The 24,408-nt window shown below is 72.7% G+C and carries 23 protein-coding genes, 1 tRNA gene and 1 riboswitch; of the genes, 11 read left to right on the forward strand and 13 right to left on the reverse strand.

Annotated features, from left to right (window positions below; genetic code table 11):
* The first annotated feature begins 75 nt into the window (after positions 1-75).
* From QYM41_RS08180 to QYM41_RS08200, 5 genes are all read left to right on the forward strand, one after another.
* Positions 76-1,158 carry an alpha/beta fold hydrolase gene (locus QYM41_RS08180; RefSeq protein WP_368799244.1) on the forward strand — a complete coding sequence of 361 codons (1,083 nt, stop codon included), beginning with the start codon at positions 76-78 and terminating at the stop codon, positions 1,156-1,158.
* A gap of 93 nt (positions 1,159-1,251) precedes the next feature.
* A complete protein-coding gene (locus QYM41_RS08185) occupies positions 1,252-2,085 on the forward strand; it encodes a hypothetical protein (RefSeq protein ID WP_368799245.1) in 834 nt (277 codons plus the stop codon).
* A 350-nt stretch (positions 2,086-2,435) separates the two neighbouring features.
* On the forward strand, positions 2,436-2,792 hold the full coding sequence (locus tag QYM41_RS08190; protein WP_368799246.1) for a hypothetical protein: 357 nt from the start codon (positions 2,436-2,438) through the stop codon (positions 2,790-2,792).
* 3 nt (positions 2,793-2,795) lie between these two features.
* Complete coding sequence (locus QYM41_RS08195; protein ID WP_368799247.1) at positions 2,796-3,104, forward strand: hypothetical protein; 309 nt, start codon at positions 2,796-2,798, stop codon at positions 3,102-3,104.
* Between the two features lie 209 nt (positions 3,105-3,313).
* Entirely contained in the window at positions 3,314-4,576 is a 1,263-nt protein-coding gene (locus QYM41_RS08200) for a threonine/serine exporter family protein (RefSeq protein WP_368799248.1), read from the forward strand.
* Between the two features lie 330 nt (positions 4,577-4,906).
* On the opposite strand, the gene QYM41_RS08205 is transcribed toward QYM41_RS08200, so the two are convergent.
* Complete coding sequence (locus QYM41_RS08205; protein ID WP_368799249.1) at positions 4,907-5,218, reverse strand: hypothetical protein; 312 nt, start codon at positions 5,216-5,218, stop codon at positions 4,907-4,909.
* A gap of 364 nt (positions 5,219-5,582) precedes the next feature.
* On the opposite strand from QYM41_RS08205, the gene QYM41_RS08210 reads away from it, so the two are divergent.
* Positions 5,583-6,035, forward strand: coding sequence for a YybH family protein (locus QYM41_RS08210; RefSeq protein ID WP_368799250.1), 453 nt, complete (start codon positions 5,583-5,585; stop codon positions 6,033-6,035).
* 34 nt (positions 6,036-6,069) lie between these two features.
* Here the strand turns inward: QYM41_RS08210 and QYM41_RS08215 are convergent, their stop codons facing one another.
* Positions 6,070-6,249, reverse strand: a complete 180-nt coding sequence (locus QYM41_RS08215) for a hypothetical protein (RefSeq protein ID WP_368799251.1) — start codon at positions 6,247-6,249, stop codon at positions 6,070-6,072.
* 21 nt (positions 6,250-6,270) lie between these two features.
* Between QYM41_RS08215 and QYM41_RS08220 the strand changes: the two genes are divergently transcribed.
* The gene (locus QYM41_RS08220) at positions 6,271-6,534 is read left to right on the forward strand and encodes a hypothetical protein (RefSeq protein ID WP_368799252.1); all 264 of its coding nucleotides are present in this window, start codon (positions 6,271-6,273) and stop codon (positions 6,532-6,534) included.
* Between the two features lie 320 nt (positions 6,535-6,854).
* On the opposite strand, the gene QYM41_RS08225 is transcribed toward QYM41_RS08220, so the two are convergent.
* The 7 genes from QYM41_RS08225 to QYM41_RS08255 form a co-directional block, all read right to left on the reverse strand.
* Positions 6,855-6,927 (reverse strand) — tRNA-Asn (locus QYM41_RS08225).
* A gap of 78 nt (positions 6,928-7,005) precedes the next feature.
* On the reverse strand, positions 7,006-8,886 hold the full coding sequence (gene dnaG / locus QYM41_RS08230) for a DNA primase (RefSeq protein ID WP_368799253.1): 1,881 nt from the start codon (positions 8,884-8,886) through the stop codon (positions 7,006-7,008).
* A gap of 115 nt (positions 8,887-9,001) precedes the next feature.
* Positions 9,002-10,330 (reverse strand): MFS transporter, encoded by a 1,329-nt coding sequence (locus QYM41_RS08235; protein WP_368799254.1) that lies wholly within the window; start codon positions 10,328-10,330, stop codon positions 9,002-9,004.
* A gap of 115 nt (positions 10,331-10,445) precedes the next feature.
* A complete protein-coding gene (locus tag QYM41_RS08240) occupies positions 10,446-11,777 on the reverse strand; it encodes a deoxyguanosinetriphosphate triphosphohydrolase (RefSeq protein ID WP_368799255.1) in 1,332 nt (443 codons plus the stop codon).
* Positions 11,778-11,809: 32 nt separating this feature from the next.
* Positions 11,810-12,988, reverse strand: coding sequence for a tRNA dihydrouridine synthase DusB (dusB, locus tag QYM41_RS08245; protein ID WP_368799256.1), 1,179 nt, complete (start codon positions 12,986-12,988; stop codon positions 11,810-11,812).
* A 106-nt stretch (positions 12,989-13,094) separates the two neighbouring features.
* Positions 13,095-14,075: a GNAT family N-acetyltransferase gene (locus tag QYM41_RS08250; protein WP_368799257.1), complete on the reverse strand. Its 981-nt coding sequence runs from the start codon at positions 14,073-14,075 to the stop codon at positions 13,095-13,097.
* Positions 14,075-15,457 (reverse strand): glycine--tRNA ligase, encoded by a 1,383-nt coding sequence (locus tag QYM41_RS08255; protein WP_368799258.1) that lies wholly within the window; start codon positions 15,455-15,457, stop codon positions 14,075-14,077. Before QYM41_RS08255 ends, QYM41_RS08250 begins: the two co-directional genes overlap by 1 nt.
* A gap of 219 nt (positions 15,458-15,676) precedes the next feature.
* Between QYM41_RS08255 and QYM41_RS08260 the strand changes: the two genes are divergently transcribed.
* On the forward strand, positions 15,677-15,919 hold the full coding sequence (locus QYM41_RS08260; protein ID WP_368799259.1) for an RNA-binding S4 domain-containing protein: 243 nt from the start codon (positions 15,677-15,679) through the stop codon (positions 15,917-15,919).
* On the opposite strand, the gene QYM41_RS08265 is transcribed toward QYM41_RS08260, so the two are convergent.
* Positions 15,903-16,589: an alpha/beta hydrolase gene (locus QYM41_RS08265; RefSeq protein WP_368799260.1), complete on the reverse strand. Its 687-nt coding sequence runs from the start codon at positions 16,587-16,589 to the stop codon at positions 15,903-15,905. The genes QYM41_RS08260 and QYM41_RS08265 overlap by 17 nt on opposite strands.
* A 135-nt stretch (positions 16,590-16,724) precedes the next feature.
* On the opposite strand from QYM41_RS08265, the gene QYM41_RS08270 reads away from it, so the two are divergent.
* Positions 16,725-17,576 carry an SGNH/GDSL hydrolase family protein gene (locus QYM41_RS08270; protein WP_368799261.1) on the forward strand — a complete coding sequence of 284 codons (852 nt, stop codon included), beginning with the start codon at positions 16,725-16,727 and terminating at the stop codon, positions 17,574-17,576.
* Positions 17,577-17,591: 15 nt separating this feature from the next.
* Here QYM41_RS08270 and metX read toward each other — a convergent pair whose 3' ends face one another.
* Positions 17,592-18,776 carry a homoserine O-acetyltransferase MetX gene (gene metX / locus QYM41_RS08275; RefSeq protein WP_368799262.1) on the reverse strand — a complete coding sequence of 395 codons (1,185 nt, stop codon included), beginning with the start codon at positions 18,774-18,776 and terminating at the stop codon, positions 17,592-17,594.
* Complete coding sequence (locus QYM41_RS08280; RefSeq protein WP_368799263.1) at positions 18,773-20,194, reverse strand: bifunctional o-acetylhomoserine/o-acetylserine sulfhydrylase; 1,422 nt, start codon at positions 20,192-20,194, stop codon at positions 18,773-18,775. The genes metX and QYM41_RS08280 overlap by 4 nt, the downstream gene beginning before the upstream one ends.
* Before the next feature lie 68 nt (positions 20,195-20,262).
* Positions 20,263-20,378: riboswitch (SAM riboswitch) on the reverse strand.
* Positions 20,379-20,520: 142 nt separating this feature from the next.
* On the opposite strand from QYM41_RS08280, the gene QYM41_RS08285 reads away from it, so the two are divergent.
* Positions 20,521-21,159 carry a VOC family protein gene (locus QYM41_RS08285; RefSeq protein WP_368799264.1) on the forward strand — a complete coding sequence of 213 codons (639 nt, stop codon included), beginning with the start codon at positions 20,521-20,523 and terminating at the stop codon, positions 21,157-21,159.
* A gap of 81 nt (positions 21,160-21,240) precedes the next feature.
* Here QYM41_RS08285 and QYM41_RS08290 read toward each other — a convergent pair whose 3' ends face one another.
* On the reverse strand, positions 21,241-22,020 hold the full coding sequence (locus QYM41_RS08290) for a CPBP family intramembrane glutamic endopeptidase (protein ID WP_368799265.1): 780 nt from the start codon (positions 22,018-22,020) through the stop codon (positions 21,241-21,243).
* Positions 22,021-22,183: 163 nt separating this feature from the next.
* Here QYM41_RS08290 and QYM41_RS08295 point away from each other — a divergent pair, with 163 nt between their 5' ends.
* Positions 22,184-24,355 (forward strand): S9 family peptidase, encoded by a 2,172-nt coding sequence (locus QYM41_RS08295; protein WP_368799266.1) that lies wholly within the window; start codon positions 22,184-22,186, stop codon positions 24,353-24,355.
* Positions 24,356-24,408: the final 53 nt, after the last annotated feature.

Genomic DNA, 24,408 nt, shown 5'->3' on the forward strand with positions numbered 1-24,408 from the left:
CCATGTCGTTGCCGCGCCGCGCGGACCCGCCTACGCTCGCGCCAAGCAGCTGACCCCTCGTCCCCGGAGCACGGCATGGCCTCGCACCGCCACCCCGACCAGGCATCACCGGGCACGGGCCCGACCTCCCGCAGGGGCCGGCCGCCACGCCCGTGGTGGCGCCGCGCCGGACGCTTCATCGGGTTCGCGGTGCTGGCCGTCCTGGCGCTGGTGCTCGTCTCCGCAGGGCTCAACGCCGCGCTGACCCAGTACGAGCGCACCAGCGCCGACCCGTACGGCCGGCGGGTCGCGGTGGACGGTGGCTCGGTCAACGTCGTGGACCATGCCACGGAGGGCCCCACCGTCGTCCTGCTCAGCGGGCTGGGCACCGCGGCCCCGGCGCTGGACTTCGGACCGCTGGTCCGGCAGCTCGAGGGCTACCGCGTGGTGGTCGTGGAGGGGTTCGGCTACGGCTACGCGGACCTGACCGCCCCCGATCGGACGGCCCGGAACGTGTCCCAGGAGCTGCACTCCGCGCTGGAGGCCGCCGGGGTCGAGGCGCCGTACGTGCTGGGCGGCCACTCCCTGGCCGGCTTCTATCTCCTCGACTACGTCAACCGGTATCCCGGCGAGGTCGCCGCGGTGGTCGGCATCGACACCACCGTGCCCGCCTTCGCCGCGGCACAGCACGACGCACCGGCGGCCGACGGCGGAGGCATCCCCTGGGACCGGCTGGCCGCCTCCAGCGGGCTGCTCCGCTGGGTCCTGCTCGCGTCCCCCGATCTCGCCCTGCCCGGGACGACGGCGCACACCACGCAGGAGCGGGAGCAGATCCACCGGATGACGGTCTGGAACTTCGCGAACCCGGCCGTGACCGACGAGACGCGGCGGATCGGGGACAACGCCCGCAGGTTGCAGGACTTGGGGTTCCCGCGCGACCTGCCGGTGCTGATGCTGCTGGCCCAGGACACCGTGGACGAGTCCCCGGACTGGCTGGCCTCCCACGAGGAGCAGCTGCAGGGCGTGGACGAGCACGAGCTCGCCGTGCTGGACGGGCCCCACTACCTGCACTGGACCCGCTCCCCCGAGATGGCCACGAGGATCACCGCGTTCCTCGGTGCGCACGGCATCGCCGCCCGGGACGGAACCGGCATCGCCGCCCCGGTGGCCGCGGGCTGAGCGCAGCACCGGTTGCTCGTCTGCCGGCGCGTCCCTGTCCACAAAACGCATCGCCGGGACGGGTTGCGCGAGGGGCACAGTAGGGTCTCAGCCATGGTGGATCTTCCCTACGAGTCGATGACCGCCCGTGAGGCCGCCGATGCGCTCGATGCCTACCTGGCCGAGCGCGACCCAGCGCTCCAGGACCTGCGCACGTCACTGTCCGGACACGGCCTGAACACCGACGAGATGCTCGACGGCTCGGTCTACTCCCTCTCCCCGCTGTGGGCCTGGGTCACTGCCCGTGCCGCCGAGCTCGGTACGGTGGCCCATTCCCTGGCCGAGGATCCGACACGGCCGGGCTGGCCCTCCTGGGCCCGGCACGGCCGTCTGGTGGACCCGCACCCGCCGGCGGAGACGATCGGGCTCGTCGACGGCTTCGTCTCCTACCTCGGCCAGGTCCTGCGCACCGCGGCGCCGCAGACCACCTGGCAGGTCGGCGAGCACATCATGGCCGACCACCCGCTGCTGAACTACCCGGTGTTGGGCACCGACCACCACCACCTCTTCCTGCCCGGTCTCCCGCTCTACAGCGTCTACCAGTCCGCCCACGGGCGGCATCCCATGAGCGGCACGGAGATGCTCGCCCACACCCGCCGCACCATCGCCGCCTTCCACGGAGAGGGACCCGAGGCGGCGGCCCTGCAGGAGCCCCTGGTGACGGTGGTCGCCGAGCTGGACTGCTTCGACGTGGGACTGCGCGAGGACATCCCGGACCAGCACCCGGGCCTGGTGGAGCACCTGATCGCCGAGCTGCGCGACCGTGACGGCGTCGTCTCCGTCCACCGCTACGGCCCTGCCGCCCTGGTCGTCGACATCCCGGACTGGGACGAACTGCGGGTGAAGATGTGGTGCACCCTGTGGCTGCAGCGTCACCTGCCGCGGTGACCTTCACCGGCCTCGTGGTCGCTCCGCTCGACGACCGTGTTCCGGCGCGAGGACGGTGAGTGGAGAGTCTGTCACCGCCACGTCAACGCCGTCACCACGCCCCGGCCGATGGAGTCCATCGTCGAGCACGCCTGAGAGCGGGGAGCCCTGGCAGCCGATCGCGCCGGCGACCGGAGGGCCGGACGACCCGGTGGAGACCGGGCACGAACGCCGCACGGTGCTCCCGCCTCTGGTGATGGACGTCGGCCAGCGCCGCCGCGGCTGGTCATGGCCCGCGGGGAACGGGGCGGACCGCGCAGCTAGGATGTGTCGGACGACGCCCCCCACGTCACCGAGAGGTCCCACCCCCCTTGACCGTACTCATGGCCCTGGCTGCCCTGACGATCCTGACAGTGCTCCTGCGGCGGTGGCACCGTGCCCGCCGATCCGCCCGCGTGAGCGCGGCGCTGGCGGCCGTGGAGGCGTCAGCACCCCTCGTGATGGCGGACTGGCCGCCCGCCGCACGCGGCCGGCTCACCTCGGTGCTCGTCGGCGAGGAGAGGCGCCGGTCCGCGGACTACCGTCACGGGATGCACACCGGCTCCGAGGGGCGCGAGGCGGACTACCTGATGCTGGACCGCGTCGGCCATGCCCTGAGTCGGGTGCGCGAGGCCGAAGCCCGCAGCACGGCTCCGGGTCCGCTCGTGGGCACCACGGAGGAGGTCTGAGCCGTGGACGAGGAGACCGTCTGGGCGCTCGAGGCGCTGATGTTCGCCCTGCCGCTGCTGGGCTATCCGGCACTGATCGTCGCCTCGCTCGTCGTCGACATCCCGATCCTGCGCCGTGAACCGGTCACCGGGCGGAGACGGACCGCCGCGACCGTTCTGGCGATCCTCTCGCTCATCGCCGCAGCGCCCCTGTTGCTGACCGCCTGGTTCCTGGGGATCTTCGGGCTGCTGCTGCTCAGCGGACTCGTGATCCCCGCCGTGCTCACCCTGGTACGCCTGCGCCGGCTGCCCCCCACGCCCCGGAGCACCTGACCCAAGGACCCACAGTAGGCCAGGTGCTGCTGGCTGGGTCCGGGGAGCAGGCCCGATGCTGAAGGCCACCGACGAGGCCGTTGTCGCCACTTCCCGCTGACCTGGTCCCCGCCCCGCCGCCCCGCACCGGGGTGCGGGGCGGTGCTCCCACCGGCGACGCCGTAGGATGCCCCGGACATGCCGATGTGCAATGCGGAGAAGAGTGAGACATGAACGGTGCGTTCCCCACCCCGCCGGAGTCCGGCACCGATGCGGACCGCTCGGGGGAGAACATTCGCCGGTTGCTGCTGGAACTGGGGGCGGACCTGCTCGGTGGGGGTCTGCCCGTCAACGACGTCGAAGACGCCCTGCGGCACCTCGGTGCCGCCCTCGGACGACCCGACGTCGCGGTAGCGGCATTCCCCACAGGTCTCTTCGTCACCCTCGAGAGGGCAGGCACTACCGGCTTCCAGCCGACGGACAACCCACTGAGGTTCGAACAGACGGCTGAGATCCTGGAACTCGGGCAGCAGGTTCGCCTCGGCCGCCTCAGCACCGGCGATGCGCTGACCGATCTGCACCGGATTCGGCGTTCGCCCGCACGCTGGCCCGCATGGGTGTCCGACCTCGGTGCCGTCCCCGTCGGGGTGGGGTTGTGCATTCTCCTCCAACCCGCCCTGCCCAACATCGCCGTCGCCGCCGCCGGGTCCTTGATCGTCGCAGGACTCTCCACGGTGGCCCGTCACTGGGCTGCGTTCAGGCCGCTGCTGCCGGTAGCGGCCGCGTTCACCGTTTCCTTCGTGATGCTCCTGGCGGTGGAAGCATCCCTCCTCGACGGTGCTCTGCGCACGATCGTCGCCGTTCTGGCGATCCTGCTCCCAGGAGGCCTGCTGGTCACCGGTCTGTCCGAGATCGCAGCCGGTGCAGCCAGCGCCGGCTCTGCCCGACTTCTCAGTGGAAGCGTGCAGCTGGTGCTCTTCCTCACCGGGGTCCTGACGGCGGCAGCACTTCTTCAAGCCCCCGCTGCCGCCCTGGCCAACACGTACGTCACCTCTGCTCCCGGGTGGGCCATGGCGCTCGGGGTGACGGTCACGCTTGCTGGGCTCATGATCCGATTCAACACACCCCTGTCCGCCACCCCTCACATCGTTGTCGTTGCCGGTCTCACCGCTGCCGTTCAGCTCACGGTCCAGTCGATGTACGGTGCCGCCGTCGGAGGTCTGCTGGGCGCCATCGTCGCTGCCATCGCGGCAACCATCGCCCATGCGCTGCCCAGAGCCCCCGGGTGGCAAGTCATCTACCTACCGGCGTTCTGGGTCCTCGTTCCCGGCTCCTTCGGCCTCATCAACGCCACCCAGATGCACCCCGGCAACGGCCTTCAAGACCTCGTCACCGCAGGATCAGCAGTGCTCGCCGTCGCCATCGGCACCTTGATCGGCTCCCTGATCAGCCGGCTGCCACTCATCCACCACCGTGGCGTCCGGTTCCTGTAAGAGCTTCTCCGCCGCCGCCCTTCTTCCTTCATCCCGGGACCGCCGCTGCGCCGGTGTTCCCCTGTGCGGCTACGCGGGGCGCCACCTGCCGTCGATTCCGCGTCGTCCGTTCCTTCCCCACGACGAACCGATCACAAGAACCATGTGTCCCCATGGAGCGGCCGTGGGGGGTGGGACGAGGAAGGCCCCCACCGGCGTTTCCGCCGGTGAGGGACTTCTGTGCTGCTCCCCCGACTGGAATCGAACCAGAAACTCTTCGTTTTACAGTCAATTCAATCGGGTGACTTGGTTCGGCCCGGAACATTCGCCTGAAGGCTTGAAAACTAGGGGTCAAGCCATCACGAATGGGACTGCCGCCAGAGCACGCAGGTGGGCGATCACCCTGCCCTGGGGCGTGGGCTGCGGATACGCCGGGTGCTCCCCGCCGTTGATGCGGTACACGAAGGAGGTGCTCGGCCAGCGCTTCTCGAACACGTTCCACACCGCGTCGGCGAACACCTCGGCCGGGTCCATCGGCGTGCCCGCACGGTCGGTGCACCCGTGCGCTCCGGCCGGCAGATCGATGGTCCTGCCGTGGTCGGCGGCGTAGGAGAACAGGTGGCCGAACACGCAGGTGGCGGCCCTGTCGGGCGAGCGCAGCACGTCGGTGCACCAGGAGCGCTCGGTCGTGGTCTCCAGGGAGGCGATGAACGCGGGGAGGTCTTCGATGAAGTCCTCGGCAGCCCGGTGGACGGTACCGGCGGGCTACGGCAGCTGCCCGCAGCCCTCAGCCGCGGCGGTCAGCGATCCGGCCTTGGGCACCGCCCTCTGCATGGAGTTGGGGCCGGTCAGGACTCCCCTGTGTGCTGATGCTGCTCAAGCTGTCGCAGCCCTCGCCAGGAGTCGCAATCCGACATGCAGCAACGAACCGATTTCTGACCTGTCCGTAGCGTGGAGCGCCGCCGGCGTGGGGCGAACACTGAAGTCAGAACAGTGACACCTGCAGCACCGATCGGAGGGGATTACCGTGGCGGCATCAGATCTGGACCAGGTGATCGAGGAGTACCACCAGGCCATCAGCGCAGTGGCCCGCGGAGACGCCGGACCGCAGAAGCGGCTGTTCTCCCGGCGTGACGACGTCACCTTGGCCACCCCGATCGGCCCGCCGATTCGCGGCCGCCATGCCGTGGAGGAAGCCTTCGACCGTGTGGTGGCCCAGTTGCGGGACGGTGAACTGCTCAGCGCCGAGAACATCAGCCGGGTCGCCACCGACGAGATGGCCTACATCGTCGAGCTCGAGCATTCCCGGGGGAAGGTCGGAGGATCCGAGGAGACGGCCTCGTGGTCGCTGCGGTCCACGACTGTCTTCCGGCGTGAGGACGGGGAGTGGAAGGTCTGTCACCGCCACGCCGACACCGTCACTGAGTCCCGGCCGATGGCATCCATCCTGCACCGCGACTCTTCGGCCTCCGACGGCTAGGCGGCCGGCCGGCTCGCCGGATGGAGTGGCCCGCTCAGCTCTGGACCTCGGAGCCGTTTGCGGACAGGCCGTGCGGGCATCCGCCGCAGCGCAGGGCGCCCAGACGCACGTGGCGCCGGTTGCACTCCACGCACTGGGCGCGCAGGACCTTCGGCACCCCGGTGTTGGAGTACGGGCCGCCGTAGGACTCCAGGTCGGTGCCGGCCTCCGACACGAGGGGCGGGGTGGTGAGCTGTTGGCCCGGCGGTGGGAGGACGTCAACCTCGGGAACTCCCCCGTCACAGCGACCGTGACCGGCACCGTGGTCCGCACCCCGGGCTGCCTGGTGCGGCAGGTCCGTCCGAGGACGGCGGTCGGCCACCGGACGACCTCGCTCCCCCGGTTCGCCGCGGACGTCCTGTTGAGGCTCTCGGTGGTCGAGGAGGCCCACCACCGGGACCTCGTGTTCCCGTCGTCCACGGGGACACTGCGCGAGGTGAACACTGTGGAGCGGCGGTGACAAGACGCCCGGGCGTCGAAGCACCTGCGTGGTCTCTCCTGGGTCACCTGGCACCCTTTTCGGCGAACGGTGGCCACGGTGATCGACAGAACCACGGGCACGGAGGACGCGGCCGCGGTCCTCGGGCACTCGGGGACCGCGGTCACGAGCAAGCACTACGTCCAGCGAGCGCTTGTGGCTCCAGACGTGTCGGCGGCCTTGGACGCGCCCGGACAGGATGCGGTTGACAACGCGGGACAAGCGGGGGAAACCGTTGCTCGTAACGGTCAACAGAAACGGCCCGGCTGGGCGTGATGCCTAGCCGGGCCGCTCATCAGCTGCTCCCCCGACTGGACTCGAACCAGTAACCCTTCGATTAACAGTCGAATGCTCTGCCAATTGAGCTACGGGGGACCGTGCACGCACGCGTGCAACGAGCCATCACTTTACCGTCCCCACCGGGCTTCGACAAATCCGCCCCGGCCGGGACGGTCAGTCCTGGCGGAGACCGCGGCGCTGCATCTCCAGCTCCAGCAGCTCCCGCTGGAGCTGCTGGTAGCGCTCGCGCTGACCGGCGGGGTCCGTGCGCTGGAGCTCCGCGAGCCGGTCCGACTTCCGCCGGTTGATCTGCAGCTCGAAGAGCCGGTCGAGGATGTCCGAGGTGTAGCGCTCCAGCTGCTGCTGGGTGGTGGCCGGCAGGGGTGTCACGGCGAGCTCGGCGAGGTAGCCGTGCAGGGGATCCGGCAGGTGCGTGCGCACCGCGTCCACCCAGACCTGGCCGTTGGGGACCGCGGCCCCGTCGCCGAGGAGCCCGGCCCGGGCGGCCATGACGGCGTCGTGCACGGCCCCGTGCACGGGGTAGCGGAACACGCTGAGGCCGAACTCGTCCCAGTGCCGCTCGAGCATCAGGTCCGGGCACTGGATCACGGTCTCCAGCGCCTCGCGCTCCATCCGGGCCACGGGCTCGCGCGGGTCGGGGAGCTCGACCGGGGCGGGCCCGGACCCCTCGGGCTCCTCCGGACGCTGCGGCGCCGGGCGCTCCCCGGACCCGGCGCGGCCCGCGGAGTCGACGGCCCGCTGGACCTCGGCGGGCTCCAGGCCGAGCCAGCCCGCCAGCTGCCGGGCGTAGGCGGGCCGCAGGGAGCGGTCACGGATCCGCGCCACGATGGGGGCGCACGCCCGCATCGCCCGGATGCGGCCCTCGATCGTGTCCAGGTCGTAGTTCTTCAGCGTCGCTCGGATCGCGAACTCGAACAGGGGGCGGCGGTTCTCCACGAGCTCGGCCACGGCGGCGTCCCCGCGGGCGAGCCGGAGGTCGCACGGGTCCATCCCGTGGGGCTCGACCGCCACGTAGGTCTGCGCCACGAACTTCTGGTCCTCCTCGAAGGCGCGCAGGGCGGCCTTCTGCCCGGCGGCGTCGCCGTCGAAGGTGAAGACCACCTCTCCCCCGCCGCCGTCGTCGGAGAGGAACCGGCGGACGATCTTGATGTGCTCGGCGCCGAAGGACGTCCCGCACGTGGCCACCGCCGTGGTCACGCCCGCGAGGTGGCAGGCCATGACGTCGGTGTAGCCCTCGACGACGACGAGCCGGCGCTGCTTGGCGATCTCGCGCTTGGCGAGGTCGATGCCGTAGAGGACCTGGGACTTCTTGTAGAGCGCGGTCTCGGGGGTGTTGAGGTACTTGGGGCCCTGGTCGTCCTCGTGCAGCTTGCGGGCGCCGAAGCCGATGACCTCGCCGGCGACCGCGCGGATGGGCCAGACGAGCCGGCCGCGGAAGCGGTCGTAGAGCCCGCGGTTGCCCTCGGAGAACATGCCGGTGAGCTTGAGCTCCTGGTCGGTGAAGCCGCGGTCCCGCAGGTGCTTGAGCAGGTGGTCCCAGCCGCGGGGCGCGTAGCCCACCCCGTAGCGCCGGGCGGCCTCGCCGTCGAAGCCTCGCTCGCCCAGGAACTGCTGGGCCGGGGCCGCCTGACGGGTGTAGAGGTTGCGCTGGAAGAACTCCGCGGCGACCTTGTGCGCGTCCAGCAGCCGCTGCCGCCGCCCGGTCTCCTCCCGGCTCGGTCCGGAGCCCTGCTCGTAGTGCAGCTCGTAGCCCACGCGGGCCGCGAGCTTCTCCACGGTCTCCGCGAAGGTGGTGTGGTCCATGGTCATCAGGAACGAGATGACGTCCCCGGACTCGTCGCAGCCGAAGCAGTGGTAGGTGCCCATCTGCGGGCGCACGTGGAAGGACGGGGTCCGCTCGTCGTGGAACGGGCAGAGCCCCTTCCAGGAGCCGATGCCGGCGCTCTTGAGGGTGACGTAGCCGTCGACGATCTCCTTGATGTCGGTGCGCGCCCGCACCTCGTCGATGTCCTCGCGCCTGATCAGTCCTGCCACACGCCCAGTCTAGGCGGGCGGCCCGACGCCCGGGGCCCGGCCGCCCCGGCGGTGGAGCACCGACGGGAGCGGCCCGGCCCCGGGCGGGCACCGCGGGCGGGAGGTCAGCGCGAGGTCAGCGCGAGCGCCGGCGCAGGTCCTGCCGCGTCCGGGTGCCGGTGAGGGCGAGGCCGCCCAGGGCGCCCACCGCGGCGAACGCGAAGAAGCCCCACGGATAGGCCAGGCCGGCGGTCAGCAGGGTGCCGCCGACGATGGGCCCCGAGATGGCCCCGAGCCGGCCCACGCCGGCGGACATGCCCAGCGCCGTGGCGCGGACCCGCGGAGGGTGGTTGGCGGCGGTGAACGCGTAGACGAGCACCTGCGAGGAGAACACGAAGCAGCCGGTCACGAAGATCAGCACGTAGATGCCCAGCAGCGGGAGCTTGATCGCGAGGGCGGCCAGCAGCAGGGCCGAGCCGAGGAACCAGATGATGCCCGCGGTCCGGGGGGTGATCCGGTCGGCCACCCGCCCGGCGACCCCCAGCCCCGCGATGGCGCCCACGTTGAGGATCAGCAGGAAGCCGAGGGAGTTGCCGAGGTCGTAGTCGGCGGCGCGCATGATCTGCGGCAGCCAGGTGTTCAGGCCGTAGACGAGCAGCAGGCCCATGAAGGACGCGATCCAGATCGCGATCGAGTTCCGCCGCCACCCGGCGGAGAGCAGCGACGTGGCGCCGACCTTCTCGGTCTGCTCCCCGGCGGGGTGCTCCTCGAGGTGCACGCCGTAGTGCTCGGCCACGGCGCGGGCCTCGGCGGTGCGCCCCTTGGACGCCAGGAAGGAGGGCGACTCCGGGAGGAACACGAGCATGAGGGGCACGAGCACCAGCGCCGGCAGGGAGCCCAGGACGAACATCTCCTGCCAGCCGAACTCGCGCACGACCACGATCGCGATCGCCGCGGTGAGCACCGCCCCGACGTGGTAGCCGGTCATCACGAGGGTCGTGGCGTTGGAGCCGCGCCCGAGCCGGGCGAACTCGGTGACCATCGCGATGGCGGTGGGCAGGCAGCCGCCGAGGCCCAGGCCGGCGAGGAAGCGCAGGAGACCGAAGACCAGGACGCTCGGGGAGAACGCCGCGGCGAAGGTCAGCAGGGAGAACAGCACCACGGCCCCGATGAGCATCTTGCGCCGGCCGAGCCGGTCGGTCAGGTAGCCCATGGTCAGGGCGCCGATCATCATGCCCACGAGGCCCACGGTGGCCACGGCGGTGCCCTGGGCGGTGGTCATCCCCAGCTCGCCGTTCTCGAGCATGGAGGGCAGGACCGCTCCGAGCACCACGGCGTCGAAGCCGTCGAGCAGCACGGCGATCCAGCACAGCGGCGCCACCCACGCGCGGGAGTGCAGGACGGGGCGGGCGCCGGGGGTCGAGGGGGCGGCCGCGCGCGGGGCGGATCCGGTGGGGTTGTCCATGGGAGTCGAACCTTTGTGAGGAGGAGCACAAACGCGCCGAGTCTAGGGAGCCGCACCGTGCGCGGCACAGCCCACGGTCATTGAACGGGAACCGGTGCCGTTCCGCCGGGGCGGGTCACCAGAGGGGCTTGTCCCCCACGCGCCAGTGGGTGCCCCGGATCCGGTCGTGCAGGGCCACCGCGGACAGGTCGGTGAGGGAGGCGATCTGGTCCACGACCAGGCGCAGCCGCGCGGACTCCGTGCCCGGGCCCTCGCCGAGCTCGTGCCAGTCGGCGGCGAAGGCGGGCGAGAGGTACCGGCCGTCCGAGTCCATCAGCGCGCCCACCAGGATGGAGAGCACCTCCTGCTGGTTGTCGTAGATCGGCTGGGCGTCCCGCACGGTGATGACGTAGGTGGTGGCGATGCCCTTGAGCACGCCGATCTCCTCCGCGGTCCCCTCCGGCACCACGAGCCGGGCGTCGTAGCGGGTGAGCGGGTCCTCGCCGTAGATGTCGCGGGTCGCCCCGACCGCGGACATCGCGAAGCGGCCGATGAGCTGGCTGGTCATGTTCTTGAGCCGTGCCAGGTCCTTGCGGGACCCGTCCATCTCCCGCACCCACAGGGACGAGTCCTCGAGCCGGGTCAGGGCGGCGTCGAGGGACTCCGGCGCGGCCTGGGGCAGGTACCAGCGCCGGGTGAGCTCGAGCACCCTGTCCCGCTGGGTGGTGTCGGCCAGCCAGCCCAGCTGCACGAGCCCGGAGGCGATCGCGTCCTCGACGTCGTGCACCGAGTAGGAGATGTCGTCGGAGAGATCCATGACCTGGGCCTCGAGGCACTTGGTGCGCGCCGGGGCGCCCTCGCGCAGCCAGCCGAACACCGGCAGGTCGTCCGTGTAGACCCCGAACTTCGGGGAGCGGGTGCCGTCCGGGCGCAGCGGCGCCTCGTGGGCCTCCCACGGGTACTTGCAGACCGCGTCCAGCACGGCGCGGGTGAGGTTCAGGCCGGCGGGTGCGCCGTCGTCGTCGAGCACCTTGGGCTCGAGCCGGGTCAGCAGGCGCAGGGTCTGGGCGTTGCCCTCGAAGCCGCCGATGTGCTGGGTGAGCCCGTGCAGGGCAGACTCCCCGTTGTGCCCGAACGGCGGGTGGCCGAGGTCGTGGGAGAGGCACGCGGCGTCGACGACGTCGGGGTCGCAGCCGAGCATCCGGCCCAGCTCCCGGCCGATCTGGGCGACCTCGAGGGAGTGGGTCAGCCGGTTGCGCACGAAGTCGTCGGTGTCCGGGGAGACGACCTGGGTCTTGGCGGCCAGGCGCCGCAGCCCCGAGGAGTGCAGGATCCGGGCCCGGTCCCGCTCGAAGTCGGAGCGGTACTTGTTGTGGTGGTCCTCGGCCACCCAGCGCGCCACGTCCCGGGCCTCGTAGCCGGGGGCCGGCGCGCCGGTGCGGTCGATCTCGAGAGACGTGTGGTGCATGCCCGGTCCTTTCCGTGTCATGAGGGGCCGGCTCAGCCGCCGGAGACGTCGAGCTCCGCCGCGACCAGCCCGAGGCGCTCGGCGTCCCCCAGCTCGCGGGAGTCGAGCCAGCCGTGCGGGAGCTGTGCCCGCTTCGGCGTTCCGGCCCGGCCCCGGGGACCCTCGACGGCGTCCCCGGGGTAGCCCTGGTCGAGGTCGAGCTCGGCGAGCAGCTCCCGCAGGGTCGCGAGGTCGGGCACCTGGGCCATCCGGGCGCGCAGGGCCCCGCCCACGGGGTAGCCCTTGAAGTACCAGGCGACGTGCTTGCGGATCTCGCGCAGACCCTTGGCCTCGTCGCCGAAGGTCTCGACGAGCAGCTCCGCGTGGCGGTAGATCGTGCGGGCGACGTCGGCCACCCCGGGGCGGAAGCGGTCGGGGCGGCCCTCGAACGCGGCCTGCAGGTCCCCGAAGAGCCAGGGCCGGCCCTGGCAGCCGCGGCCGATCACGACGCCGTCCACACCGGTCTGCTCGACCATGCGCACGGCGTCCTCGGCGCTCCAGATGTCCCCGTTGCCGAGCACGGGCACGTCCGGCAGGGCCTCGCGCAGCTGCGCGATCGCGTCCCAGTCGGCGATGCCGGAGTAGTGCTGCTCGAGAGTGCGCCCGTGCAGGGAGACCGCCGCCACGCCGCTGTCGCGGGCGATCCGGCCGGCCTCGAGGAAGGTCAGGTGCTCGTCGTCGATGCCCTTGCGCATCTTGATCGTCACGGGGACGTCCCCCCGGGCGGCCTCCTCGACGGCCGTGCGCACGATGGCGGTGAACAGGTCGGTCTTCCAGGGCAGGGCGGAGCCGCCGCCGCGCTTGGTGACCTTGGGCACGGGGCAGCCGAAGTTCAGGTCGATGTGGTCGGCCCGGTCCTCCTCGACCACCATCCGCACGGCCTGGCCGACGTGGACGGCGTCGACCCCGTAGATCTGGATGGAGCGCGGCGTCTCGTCGGGGTCGTGGTCGATGATCCGCATCGACTCGGGCCGGCGCTCCACGAGGGCGCGGGCGGTGACCATCTCCGTGACGTAGAGACCGCCGCCGTACTCGCGGCACAGCCGGCGGAACGCCTTGTTGGTCACCCCGGCCATCGGCGCCAGCACCACGGGGACGTCGATCGTGAGGTCGCCCAGGTGCAGCGGCGGCAGGTCGAGCCGGGCAGGGTGCTTCTCGGTAGAGGTGTCCATCACCGGGGAATTCTCTCACGGACGGGGACAGGGACGGGCACGGGTCCCGGGGCGGACCCCGGGACCCTGCGCACGCCGGACGCCGTCCGGCACTCCGGCAGCCTGCTCAGTCCCCGGGCTCGGCGAGGACCACGGAGGTCTCCACGACCGTGGCGGCGCCGGCCGCCAGGAGGTTGTCGACCACGGCGGTCAGCGGCTCCATCGACCCGTCCACCTGGAACTGCACGGGGTGGTGGTGGGCCAGCAGCGCGAGCAGCTGCTCGAGCGCGGGGCCCGCCGCGGTGTCCTCCGGCGCCCAGCCGAGCATCACGTGGGCGGGCTCGTCCGGGGTCTCCTCCGGGGCCGGGGCGCCGGGGGCGGCGTCGAGCTCCACGGGCCGGTAGCTCACGGCGAACGCGGAGATCCTCCCGCGCTCACCGGGGCCCACGCCGTTGCGCAGCACGAGCGCGCCGTAGGCGTGCGCGGCGTCGGAGAGGAACAGCTGGTTGACCCGCCCCACGGGCAGGTCGGCCGGCTCGTCCCATGCGTGGACCGCGCGGTAGAACGCCCACAGCGCGCGGGTGAGCTCCACGGAGCCGGTCGCCAGGTCCTCGACGGCCTGGGCCGGCGTCCCGTCGGGGCGCTCGCGCAGGGGCTGCAGCGGCAGCGCCCCGGCCTGCACGCGGACCACGCGGGACTCCTGGACGGGCTCCAGCCCGGCGGTACGGGCGAACCGCTCGCCGGCCGACCCCGGCGCGGCCTTGGTGCGCAGCGCCTGCACCCCGGAGGGCGAGCCCGCCGCCTCGGTGCGCAGCCGCTCCAGCAGGGCCCGTCCGAGGCCTTCGCCGCGGCGGTCGGGAGCGACCTCCACGTAGGCCCAGAGCCGGGACGGGTGCAGCGCGGACTCGTAGACCGTGCCGGCGGCGACCGGCACCCCGGAGTCCTCGGCCACCACGGTGCGGGACCACGGGGCGTCGTCGTCGGGGCGCAGGGTCGCCCGGAAGGCCGCGGCCTGGGGGGTCTCCGGGTCGGGCCAGACCTCGAGCAGCCGCAGGTCGTCCCCGTCCCGCCAGGGCCGCAGCCCCGGACCGGTCAGCGCGCCGCTCATCAGCGGACGAGCTTCCCGGCGAGGTAGGACTTCACCTGGTCGAGGGCCACGCGCTCCTGGGTCATCGCGTCCCGCTCGCGGATGGTCACGGCCTGGTCCTCGAGGGTGTCGAAGTCCACCGTGATGCAGTACGGGGTGCCGATCTCGTCCTGGCGGCGGTAGCGGCGACCGATCGCCCCGGAGTCGTCGAAGTCGATGTTCCAGCTCCGGCGCAGCTCGGCGGCCAGGTCCTTCGCCTTGGGCGAGAGGTCCTCGTTGCGGGACAGCGGCAGCACCGCGGCCTTGACCGGCGCCAGGCGCGGGTCCAGCTTCAGCACCGTGCGCTTGTCCACCCCGCCCTTGGAGTTGGGGGCCTCGTCCTCGGTGTAGGCGTCCACGAGGAACGCCATCATGGACCGGGTCAGCCCGAAGGACGGCTCGATCACGTAGGGGACGTAGCGCTCGTTGGTCTGCTGGTCGAAGTAGCTGAGGTCCGTGTTGGAGTGCTCGTTGTGCACGCCGAGGTCGTAGTCGGTCCGGTTGGCCACGCCCATGAGCTCGCCCCACGGGTTGCCCTGGAAGCCGAAGCGGTACTCGATGTCGATGGTGCCGGCGGAGTAGTGCGCCCGGTCCTCCTGCGGGACGTCGTAGCGGCGCATGTGGTCCGGGTCGATGCCCAGGTCGGTGAACCAGCTCCAGCACGCCTCGACCCACTCGTCGAACCAGCGGTCCGCCTCGGACGGGTGCGTGAAGTACTCGATCTCCATCTGCTCGAACTCGCGCGTGCGGAAGATGAAGTTGCCCGGGGTGATCTCGTTGCGGAAGGCCTTGCCGATCTGCCCGATCCCGAACGGCGGCTTCTTGCGCGCCGCGGTGACCACGTTGTTGAAGTTCACGAAGATGCCCTGGGCGGTCTCGGGACGCAGGTAGTGCAGCCCCTCCTGGTTGTCGACCGGGCCGAGGAAGGTCTTGAGCAGCCCGGAGAACTGCTGCGGGTCGGTCCACTGGCCCTTGGTGCCGCAGTTGGGGCAGGGGATCTCGGCCATGCCGTTCTCGGGGGCACGGCCCTTCTTCTCCTCGAAGGCCTCGACCAGGTGGTCCTGGCGGGCGCGCTTGTGGCAGGAGGTGCACTCCACGAGCGGGTCGGTGAAGGTCGCCACGTGCCCGGAGGCCTCCCACACGGCCTTGGGAAGGATGATCGAGGAGTCGAGGCCCACCATGTCCTCGCGCCCGCGCACGAAGGTCTGCCACCACTCGTGCTTGATGTTCTCCTTGAGCTCCGCGCCGAGGGGACCGTAGTCCCAGGCCGAGCGGGAGCCGCCGTAGATCTCACCCGCCTGGAACACGAATCCGCGGCGCTTGGCCAGCGAGATGACGTTGTCCAGCGTGGACTTGGGGGCCATGTGGGTTTCCTCCAGGGTCTCGCCCGACCGCCGGCTGCGGACGCGCGTGGTGGGTGGGGTGCCCCGCCCGGCGCACCGGGCGGGAGCCGGCCGTCGTCGGCCGTCACGAACGAGGACGCCGCGTGCGACGTCCCGCTCCCCAGGGTAGCCAATTCCCGCCGTGCCCGCCGACGGGCCGGACCGGGGACAGCGGCGGCCCGGAACGGGGACAATGGGGCCATGACGACATCCCAGCAGCCCGGCGGACCCGACGAACTGCCCATCCGTGACGACATGATCCGGCTGGGCCAGGCCCTGAAACTGGCGAACCTCGCCGAGGACGGGGCGCACGCCCGCGGCCTGGTGGAGGACGGTCAGGTCACGGTCAACGGCGAGGTCGAGACGCGCCGCGGCCGCCAGCTGCACCCGGGGGACGTCGTGGCCGCCGGGGGCGCCTCCGTGCGGATCACCGCGGGGGGCTGACCGGGCTCCCCGCGCCGGCCGGCACCACCTGGGTGAGGTACTCCCGCACGTGCCCGATCTCCTGGGGGCTGATCCCGTGCCCCACCCCGGTGTAGTGCACCTTCATGACGTCGGCGTGGTCCAGCGCCCACTGCGCCGTGGAGTCGACGAGCCCCGGCGGGATGACCGGGTCCTGCGGGTCACGGCCCCAGAACATCCGCAGCGGCCGCTCCCGGAGCCGCTCGTCGGCGAACAGCGGGTGCTCCCCGGGCACCACGAAGCCGGAGAGCCCGACCACCGCGGTGATCTCGTCCGGCATGTGGCGGGCCAGCGACGTGGCCATGGCCATGCCCTGGGAGAACCCGAGCAGCGTGATGCTGGGGTGCTCCGCGGCCAGGCCCCGCAGCCAGGCGGCGACCGGCTCCACGGCCGCGGCCACGCGGTCCAGGGAGAAGCTGAGGTCCGCGGCCAGCGGGAACCACTGGTAGCCGGGACCGGCGGGCTCCGGGGCGCGCAGGGACGCCACGCTGAAGCCGCCCGGCAGGGCCGGGACGAGGCCCATGAGGTCGCGCTCGTGCGAGCCGTAGCCGTGCAGGAGCACCAGCAGCGGGGTGCCGGGCCGGGCGTCGGCGTCGTTGCTCCACACGGCGAAAGAGGTGTCGGTCCCGGTCGGGACGGAGGCGTCGGTCATGGCACCAGTGTGCCATCCGTGCCGCGGGTCCCCGGAGCGGGCCCGGCCTCCGCCCGGCCCCCGCCCGGCCTCCGCTCGGCGCGGCACCGGTGCGTGCCCGTGGACCGGCGCCGGGACCGGTGGTAGACCGGAGGGATGACCGATGCGACGCCAGAGCCCCCGGACCCCGCAGCCCGCCCGCACCCGTGGCGGCGCATGGTGGCGATCGGCGACTCCTTCACCGAGGGCATCGGGGACCCCGACCCCGGGTCCCCGGGCGGGCACCGCGGCTGGGCGGACCGGGTGGCGGAGGAGCTGGACCGCCTCTCCCCCGGCCTGTCCTACGCCAATCTCGCGATCCGCGGCCGGCTCTTCCGGCAGATCGTCGACGAGCAGCTGGAGCCCGCCGTGGAGCTGTCCCCGGACCTCGTGACGGTCTGCGCCGGCGGCAACGACATGCTGCGCCCGGGCGGGGACCCGGACGCGATCGCGGAGGAGCTGGACGACGTCGTCGGCCGGCTCGGGGCGGACGGGGCGACGGTCGTGCTGTTCGACGGCCCCGACGTCGGGGCCACGCCCGTGCTGCGCGGGATCCGGGGCCGGATCGCGGTCTACAACGAGAACGTGCGCGTGGTGGCCTCCCGGCACGACGCGGTGCTGGTCGATCTGTGGGGCCTGCGGGAGCTCGCGGACCCGGCGATGTGGGACCCCGACCGGCTGCACTTCTCGGCGCTGGGCCATCACCGGATCGCGGTGGAGGTCCTCGACACCCTGGGCCTGGAGCACGGGCTGGTGCCCGAGGTGGTGCCCGGCCGCCCGCCCTCGTCCTGGCGTCAGGCCCGCCGGGAGGACCTCGTCTGGGCCCACCGCTACCTGCGGCCGTGGGTGGCCCGGCGGATCCGGCGCACGAGCTCCGGGGCGCAGGTCCGGCCCAAGCGCCCGCACTTCGGCACCGCGACCGCCCCCGGCGGCGGGCTCGCCCCGGGGAGCGCGAGCCCGGACGGCTGAGCCGGCGGCACCGGCTCAGCCCTCGCGGAGCACGGTCTCCACGAGCAGCTTGCCGAGCTGCGGCGTCTCGATGAGGAACCCGTCGTGGCCCGAGGGCGAGGTGATGGTGTGCCGCCGGACGTCCCCGGGCAGCGCGGCGGCCAGGACGTCGGACTCCCGGGGCAGGTACAGCCGATCGGAGTCCACCGCCGCCACGAGCCACTCGCAGGAGGTCACCGACAGTGCCTCCTCGAGCGTGCCGCGGTCCCGGGCGACATCGTGGGACATGAGCGTCTCGTTGACGGCCAGGTAGCTGTTGGCGTCGAAGCGCCCGGCGAGCTTGGACGCCTGGTGGTCGAGGTAGCTCTCCACCTGGTAGCGACCCCGCCCGCCCGGGTGGGTGCCGATGACGTGCTCGTCGGCCTGCGGCGAGCGCCCGAAGCGGTGGTGCAGCTCGTCGGCCGAGCGGTAGGTGATGTGGGCGATCCGGCGCGCCAGGCCCAGGCCCGTGACCGGCAGCGGACCGTCGTAGTAGTCCCCGCCGCGGAAGTGCGGGTCCTGACGGATCGCGAGGTTCTGCGCCTGGCCCCACGCGAGCTGCTCGGCGCTGGACTGGGCGCACGCGGCGACCACCGCGCAGGCCCGGACCCGGTCCGGGTGGGTCACGGCCCACTCCAGGGCGCGGGCACCGCCCATGGAGCCGCCGATGACCAGGCGCCACGCGTCGATGCCGAGGGCGTCGGCCAGGGCCGCCTCGGCGTGCACCGAGTCCCGGACGGTGATGAGCGGGAAGCGGGAGCCCCAGGGGCGGGCCTCGGGGTCCACGTCCGGCGGGGCGGGGGTGGCGGGACCGGTGGACCCGTAGCAGCCGCCCACGATGTTGGTGCAGACCACGAACCAGCGGTCGGTGTCGATGGCGGCGCCGGGCCCGACCAGGCCCTCCCACCAGCCGCCGCTCTCGGCCGCGCGCCGCTGCTCCTCGGGGGCCCCGGGGCGGGCCCGGCCGGCGGCCACGTGGGTGTCCCCGGTGAGGGCGTGCTCGACCAGCACCGCGTTGGAGCCGTCCGGGGCGAGGGCGCCCCAGGTCTCGTAGGCGATCCGCACGTCCGGCAGCCGGAAGCCCGACTCGAGCTCCAGCTCGCCGATGCGGGCCGTCCTCAGCACGCCGTCCTCGCGGACACCGGTCCCGGTGCCGGTGCCCCCCACCACGGTCACGGTCACTCCTGTCCCCCGGACGCGGCCGCGGCCGCGGCGAAGCCCTGCTCGAGGTCCGCCAGGATGTCGTCGATGTTCTCCAGGCCCACGGACAGGCGCACGAAGCCGGGCTCCACGCCGGCGGCCAGCTGCTCCTCGGGCAGGAGCTGGCTGTGCGTGGTGGAGGCCGGGTGGATCACCAGCGAGCGGACGTCGCCGATGTTCGCGACGTTCGAGTGCAGGGTGAGGGCGTCCACGAAGGCGGCGCCGGCCTCCCGGCCGCCGTCGAGGACGAAGCCCAGGACCGATCCGGCGCCGCGGGGGGCGTACTTGCGTGCCCGCTCGTGCCACGGGGAGGACTCCAGCCCCGCCCAGGACACCGAGCGCACGTCCTCGCGGTCCTCGAGCCAGCGGGCCACCGTCCCGGCGTTGGCCACGTGCCGCTCCATCCGCAGGGACAGGGTCTCGATGCCCTGCTCGATGAGGAACGCGTTGAACGGCGAGATCGCCGAGCCGAGGTCGCGCAGCAGCTGCACCCGGGCCTTGAGGATGTAGGAGAGGTTGACGCCGAAGGGTCCCTCCGCGCCCAGGGCCTGGGCGTAGACGAGCCCGCCGTAGGACTCGTCCGGCTGGTTGAAGCCGGGGAAGCGCTCCGGGTAGCGGCCGAAGTCGAAGGCCCCGGAGTCCACGATCACGCCGCCGATGGCCGTGCCGTGCCCGCCGAGGAACTTGGTGGCCGAGTGCACCACCACGTCGGCGCCCCAGCGGAAGGGCTGGACCAGGTAGGGGGTCGCCACGGTGTTGTCCACGATGAGCGGGACCTCGTGCTCGTGGGCGATCCCGGAGACCGTCTCGATGTCGAGGACGTCGTTGCGCGGGTTGGGGATGGTCTCCGCGAAGAAGGCCTTCGTGTTCGGGCGCACCGCTTGCCGCCAGGCCTCGGGGTCGTCCGGGTCGGTCACGAACGTGGTCTCGACGCCGAGCTTGGGCAGCGTGTACTTGAAGAGGTTGTAGGTCCCGCCGTAGAGGCTGGGGCTGGCCACGATGTGGTCGCCCGCGCCGGCGACGTTGAGCACCGCGAACGTCGTCGCCGACTGTCCTGCGCTGAGCATGAGGGCGCCCACGCCGCCCTCCAGGGCGGCGATCCGGTTCTCCACGACCTCCGTGGTGGGGTTGCCGATCCGCGTGTAGATGGGGCCGAGCTCGGCGAGGGCGAAGCGGTCGGCCGCGGCCCGGGCGTCCGGGAAGACGAAGGACGTGGTCTGGTGGATCGGCAGCGCGCGGGAGCCGGTGACGGGGTCGGGGCTCTGCCCGGCGTGGATCTGCCGGGTCTCGAACGCCCAGCCCGCCGGGTCGCCGGGGGTGGGACGGCCGGTCGCGGGGACGTCGGCGACCGCGAGGTCGGCGGCGGAGGAATCGGTGCCGGAAGCGGTGGTCTCGGACATGCCGTGGGACTCCTTGCGGTGTCAGGGGTCCCGTCCGGGGCGTGCGGCCGGGAGGGCCGGGCGCCGGGGACCCGCGCTTGCTCGCTCGCCGGGCGCGAGGAGCCTGGTCCTCACCCAGGGCACCCCACCGCGGTGGAGGGTTGCCGGCCAGCTAGCTGGGGCTTGGACGCTGGCACTCATGACCTGGACAGCATTCTCCGGATTCCGGCGACACGGCGTCAAGCCGGGTCCGGCGATCACGCCCGGCGGCGCGCCCCGGACGCACCGCGCCGGGCGTGCCGCGGACCGATTTGGAGACGAAACTCACACGGTGCCACGATGTGCCCATGAGAGTCGACCACGTGTCCTACGCCTGCCGCCCGGAGGGCCTGGCGGCCACCACCGAGCGCATCGCGGACCAGCTCGGGATCGAGCCGGTCAAGGGTGGGGTGCACCCCCGTTTCGGCACCCGCAACATGATCCTGCCGCTCATGAACCACCAGTACGTGGAGGTCGTCGAGGTCCTCCAGCACCCGGCGGCGGAGAAGGCGCCCTTCGGCCAGGCAGTGCGCGCCCGCTCCGAGGCCGGCGGCGGCTGGCTGGGGTGGGTCGTGGAGGTCGAGGACCTCGCCCCCTTCGAGCAGCGCCTGGGCCGCCGGTCGGTGCCCGGCCAGCGGGTGTTCCCGGACGGCCGGTGCCTCGAGTGGCGCCAGATCGGCGTCAAGGGCCTGATCGCCGACCCGCAGCTGCCGTTCATGGTGCACTTCGAGTCCGGCCCCGAGATGCACCCGTCCCAGGCGCGGATCACGGACGTGGCGCTCGCGGGGATGTGCATCGCCGGGGCCCCGGAGCGGGTCGCCGAGTGGCTGGGCGCCCCGGTCGAGACCGCGCTCGAGGACCTGGAGGTCGACTGGCGCTATCCGGAGGGCACCCCGGGGGTGCTCTCCGTCACCTTCAGCACCCCGGACGGCCCGGTCACCATCTGAGCCCGGCCACCGTCTGAGCCCGGACGCGCGCCGGCCCGGTCCGCAACCGGGCCGGCGGTGCCCGCCCCGCGGGGCCGGGGCTCAGCCCAGCAGCCGGGCGGCGCCCAGGAAGCCCACGGCGTCCAGCAGGAAGTGCGCGACGACGAGGGGCATGATCCGGCCGGTGCGCCGGTAGAGCTCGGCGAAGACCAGTCCCATCACCACGTTGCCGAGGAACGGCCCGATGCCCTGGTAGAGGTGGTAGCTGCCGCGGAACAGTGCCGTGACCACCAGCACCACGGGCCAGCTCCACCCGATGCGGGTCAGTCGGTCGGTGAGGAACGCGACCACCACGACCTCCTCGACCAGGGCGTGGCGCACGGCCGAGAGCAGCAGCACGGGCACCGTCCACCAGTGCTCGGCGAGCCCGGACGTGGTGACCTGAGCGGTCACACCCAGGGCCCGTCCCGCCGCGTAGAGGCCCAGGGTCCCCAGCCCCATGAGCAGGAACAGCAGGGTGCCCAGGCCCAGGTCCGGGGCCGGCATCCGGGCGTCCAGCCCGATCCGCCGGCGGACCGTGCCCAGGGCGCCGGCGGAGCCCGCGAGCAGGTAGAGGGCCAGCAGCACCGGCACCAGGTCCAGGGCGATCCCGGTGAGCTGGCGCAGCAGGTCGAACAGGGGCTGCAGGCTCAGGGGCGGGTTCATCGTGGCCTGCGCCTCGGACAGCGGGCCGCGGGCGAGGTCCTCGGCCAGGGACAGCACCGCGTAGACGGCCGAGGCGCCCAGGGACACGCCCAGCACCAGGAGCACCTGCAGCCAGAGGTCCGCGCGGGTCGAGCCGAAGGCGGGCGGTCGGGGGGCGAGGTGGGCCGGAGAACTCATGCGGCCATTCTGGCACCGGCCCGCCCGCCCTGCGGCCGCCCGCCCTCCCCGGCACCGTCCTCCCGCCGGGGCCGCCCGCCCTCCCCGGCACCGTCCTCCCGCCGGGGCCGCCCTACCGCCGGGGCCGCCCTTCCGCCGGGGCGTCTTCCCTAGGATGGACACCATGACAGTGCTTCCCCCGCAGATCCGCCAGCAGCCCGTCGAGCGCGCCTTCCACGGCCACGTGTTCTCCGACCCGTACGAGTGGATGCGGGACAAGGACTCCCCCGAGGTGCTCGCCCACCTCGCGGCCGAGAACACGTACGCCGAGGGCGCCACCGCCCACCTGGCGGGACTGCGCGAGACGATCTTCGGGGAGATCAAGGGCCGCACCCAGGAGACCGACCTGTCCGTGCCCAGCCGGCGCGGGGACTGGTGGTACTTCGCCCGCACGGTGGAGGGCGGCGCGCACCAGGTGTTCTGCCGGGTCCCGGCGGTGCCCACCGGTGACGTCATCGCGGACTGGACCCCGCCGGTCGTCGAGGCCGGGGTGCCCATGACCGGGGAGCAGGTGCTCCTCGACGCCAACGCGGAGGCCGCGAAGCACGAGTTCTACTCCCTCGGCAGCTTCGACGTCTCCGAGGACGGGGAGCTGCTGGCCTGGGCCGAGGACGTCACGGGCGACGAGCGGTTCACGCTGCGGGTCCGGGACCTCACCACGGGGGCGATGCTCGCCGACGAGATCCCCGGGACCTTCTACGGGTCCTTCCTCACCCCGGACGCCCGCGCCGTGTACTACACCGTGGTGGACGAGTCCTGGCGCCCGCACCAGCTGCGCCGGCACGAGCTGGGCACCCCGGTGGCGGAGGACGTCGTGGTGCACGAGGAGACGGACCCCGGACTCTGGCTGGGGGCGGGGCTGTCCGCGGACCGCCGCTGGATCGTGGTGGAGGCCATGTGCTCCGAGTTCTCCGAGCAGCTTCTCCAGCCGGTCGCGGACCCGTCCGCACCGCTGCGCGTGGTGCTGCCGCGCTCCGACCGGGTGCTCTACGAGGCGGAGCCTCTGCTGCTGGACGGGCGGGAGCAGATCTTGCTCACCCACGACCACGACGCCCCGAACTCCCGGATCTCCCTCATGGACCCGGCCGATCTCGGCCGCCCGGTCGCGGAGGTGACCCTGCGCGACGTCGTGCCGGCCTCGGACACCGTCCGGGTCAACGGCTGCGCGGTGACGGCCACCCACCTGGTGGTCTCCGTCCGGGCCGACACCACGCTGCGCGTGCGGCTGCTGCCGCTCGCCGGGCTGGGCACGCCCGCCCAGGCCGCCCCCGTGGAGCCCGCGTTCCCCGAGGAGCTGTACACGGCGAGCGTCTCCGCCGCGGAGCACGACGCCCCCGTCGTCCGGCTCTCCTACACGTCCTTCACCACGCCCCCGCGGGTCTACGACGTGTTCACGGCGGGCGCCACCGGGGACGACGACGCCCTGCCGGGCGAGCCGCTGCTGCGCCGCGAGGCCACGGTGCTGGGCGGCTACGACCCCGCCGACTACGCGGTCGAGCGGGACTGGGCCACCGCGGCGGACGGCACCCGGATCCCGGTCTCCCTGGTCCGCCGGGCGGACCTCGACCCCTCGGTGCCGGCGCCGGTGCTGCAGTACGCCTACGGCTCCTACGAGCACAGCACCGACCCGGCGTTCTCGGTCTCGCGGCTGTCCCTGCTGGACCGCGGCGTGGTGTGGGCCGTGGCGCACGTGCGCGGCGGCGGGGAGCTCGGGCGCAGCTGGTACGAGCACGGCAAGAAGCTGCACAAGACGAACACGTTCACCGACTACGTGGCGGTCACCGAGCACCTGGCCGCCCGGCCGGACGTCGACGAGCGGCGGATCCTGGTCATGGGCGGGTCCGCCGGGGGCCTGCTGGTGGGCGCGGTGCTCAACCTCGCCCCGGAGAAGTACTGCGGGGCGCTCGCCGCGGTGCCGTTCGTCGATCCCCTGACGTCCATCCTCGACCCGTCCCTGCCGCTGACGGCCCTCGAGTGGGAGGAGTGGGGCAATCCCATCGAGGACGCCCACGTCTACCGGTACATGCGGGACTACTCCCCCTACGAGAACGTCCGCGAGCTCCCCTATCCCCCGGTGCTCGCGGTGACGAGCCTCAACGACACCCGGGTGCTCTACGTGGAGCCCGCCAAGTGGGTGGCCGCCCTGCGGGGCGCCTCGACCTCCGGGGAGCCGGTGCTGCTGCGCTGCGAGATGGCCGGTGGCCACGGCGGCGCCTCCGGGCGGTACTCGCAGTGGAAGGACACGGCCTGGGAGTACGCCTGGGTGCTGGACCGGATGGGCCTCGCCCGGGCCTGACCCACCGGCGGGGGGGCTGTGCTCGGACCCCGCCGCGGCGGGAGTAGTCTGAG

The organism is Kocuria oxytropis (assembly GCF_040981195.1).
Taxonomy (GTDB): domain Bacteria; phylum Actinomycetota; class Actinomycetes; order Actinomycetales; family Micrococcaceae; genus Kocuria; species Kocuria oxytropis.

Excerpts from the sequence above, each read along its gene's own strand:
- QYM41_RS08265 (WP_368799260.1), bottom strand. The coding sequence starts at position 16,589 with ATGACCGACGCCTCCGTCCCGACCGGGACCGACACCTCTTTCGCCGTG.
- QYM41_RS08250 (WP_368799257.1), bottom strand. The coding sequence starts at position 14,075 with ATGAGCGGCGCGCTGACCGGTCCGGGGCTGCGGCCCTGGCGGGACGGG.
- QYM41_RS08295 (WP_368799266.1), top strand. The coding sequence starts at position 22,184 with ATGACAGTGCTTCCCCCGCAGATCCGCCAGCAGCCCGTCGAGCGCGCC.
- QYM41_RS08180 (WP_368799244.1), top strand. The coding sequence starts at position 76 with ATGGCCTCGCACCGCCACCCCGACCAGGCATCACCGGGCACGGGCCCG.
- QYM41_RS08240 (WP_368799255.1), bottom strand. The coding sequence starts at position 11,777 with ATGCACCACACGTCTCTCGAGATCGACCGCACCGGCGCGCCGGCCCCC.
- QYM41_RS08255 (WP_368799258.1), bottom strand. The coding sequence starts at position 15,457 with ATGGCCCCCAAGTCCACGCTGGACAACGTCATCTCGCTGGCCAAGCGC.
- QYM41_RS08280 (WP_368799263.1), bottom strand. The coding sequence starts at position 20,194 with ATGTCCGAGACCACCGCTTCCGGCACCGATTCCTCCGCCGCCGACCTC.
- dusB (WP_368799256.1), bottom strand. The coding sequence starts at position 12,988 with ATGGACACCTCTACCGAGAAGCACCCTGCCCGGCTCGACCTGCCGCCG.
- QYM41_RS08285 (WP_368799264.1), top strand. The coding sequence starts at position 20,521 with ATGAGAGTCGACCACGTGTCCTACGCCTGCCGCCCGGAGGGCCTGGCG.
- QYM41_RS08260 (WP_368799259.1), top strand. The coding sequence starts at position 15,677 with ATGACGACATCCCAGCAGCCCGGCGGACCCGACGAACTGCCCATCCGT.
- QYM41_RS08235 (WP_368799254.1), bottom strand. The coding sequence starts at position 10,330 with ATGGACAACCCCACCGGATCCGCCCCGCGCGCGGCCGCCCCCTCGACC.
- QYM41_RS08200 (WP_368799248.1), top strand. The coding sequence starts at position 3,314 with ATGAACGGTGCGTTCCCCACCCCGCCGGAGTCCGGCACCGATGCGGAC.
- QYM41_RS08185 (WP_368799245.1), top strand. The coding sequence starts at position 1,252 with ATGGTGGATCTTCCCTACGAGTCGATGACCGCCCGTGAGGCCGCCGAT.
- QYM41_RS08270 (WP_368799261.1), top strand. The coding sequence starts at position 16,725 with ATGACCGATGCGACGCCAGAGCCCCCGGACCCCGCAGCCCGCCCGCAC.
- QYM41_RS08290 (WP_368799265.1), bottom strand. The coding sequence starts at position 22,020 with ATGAGTTCTCCGGCCCACCTCGCCCCCCGACCGCCCGCCTTCGGCTCG.